This window comes from Nostoc sp. LEGE 12454 (assembly GCF_056620565.1).
In genome coordinates, this window is the sequence record NZ_JBWQXL010000114.1 from 1 (window position 1) to 1,446 (window position 1,446).

2 protein-coding genes are annotated in these 1,446 nt (G+C 47.3%); both read left to right on the forward strand.

Going from position 1 to position 1,446, the window contains the following annotated elements:
- A partial coding sequence (locus tag AC1F2U_RS34670; RefSeq protein WP_480265266.1) for a collagen-like triple helix repeat-containing protein occupies positions 1-1,251 on the forward strand: 1,251 nt, incomplete at its 5' end.
- A gap of 2 nt (positions 1,252-1,253) precedes the next feature.
- Positions 1,254-1,446: hypothetical protein (locus AC1F2U_RS34675; RefSeq protein WP_480265267.1), on the forward strand; the 193-nt coding region annotated here is incomplete at its 3' end.

Here is a 1,446-nt window from a genome sequence, read left to right on the forward strand (position 1 = left end):
TATCAGAAAGCTTCTCTTGCACAAGGGATAGGGGAGCAAGCAAAGCGTATTGCACTTGATGCACTTGGCAAAGCAGGTCTGGCACTGACGACAGCGCTAACTGCTGTTGCACTTTATCAGGGCGTAAAATCGCTGCGCGGACTGCGAGGTATACCTGGCATCCCTGGAAGGCAAGGCGAAAGGGGATTGCAAGGAATACAAGGACTGCCCGGCAGAGACGGTGTAACAACCGTTGTAACTTTACCCGGCACACCGGGCGCACCAGGACCAAGAGGACAAACAGGACGCCAAGGTTTACCCGGCATACCGGGAAGGAATGGTAGAGACGTGAATCCAGCAGACGTGTCAAGCTTGCGAGCATTAATAGTACAACAACACGCCGCAACTAGGGCGAATGTAAACGCGGTGACAACTAGTGCAGTTGGTGGCGTGAGAGGATTTTTAGTAGCACAATTTACCGCTCTAACTGCACTAATTACAGCATTTGCCAGCAACGCTTTGGTAAATACGGCACTCAATATCATGACATTCGCTGCTACAGTGCACAACGCTGTGATGCTGAGTAACGACCTTGCGCAAACGCTAGGAGCGATTATCGATCAGGTAACGGGCTTTATCTTGCCCAAGGGATTGAACGGTGAACCGATAAGTATTAGCACGATCCTTGGTAAAACCGCCAAACAACTTATCGAAGATGCCATCGGCGCGGGAAACTACGCGACTATTAGTGAAGGTTGGGCAAAGGCAAACAGAATTTACCAATCGGCGGTAAATGTGCATAACCAGCTATCAAACATGATGGGCGTGCTGACAGCTGGTATGGAAGTTATTGGCGGCAATGTCGGTAAAATTGGCAACGCTCTACGCAAGGGCGGTGTACTTCTTGAAAATGCCTATGGATATATGAATCCACAGCCAAATTTGCAAGGTAAATTCTTTAATTTCTTGCAAGGTGCTAGCGCTCAAGCATCAACTATTGCAGCAGTAATTGCAGTACCAATTGCTATTAAAGAAGCAGCAATTGGCATTAATGATAGTGTTGCTACCCTTCGCAAAAATCTCACACAGGAAGATCCAAAGGATGCTGATGGTCATCCAATAAAAGATTCTCTTGGCAATAACTTACGACATGAACCTGGGATTACCGTGCCAGATCCAACCAAAACAACTGAAGCTGGCGAACAAGCAAAAGCTGATTCTACGAATTTCTTGGAATTGGTGATTGAAGATATTTTTGATGGAGGTGACTAAGCATGTCTGAAAACACGCCATCATATATTCCACCAAGAGACGAGCTAGGAAGGCAATTACCCCCAACATCGGACGTAACAACAGGGCGGACGCTTACGCCACATGCGACTTCGCCTACAGCAAGGACGCCGCCCACAGAAGCACTACCAGATAATTTCGATCCTTTTGAGCATTTACAAAAAATTTACATCCCCC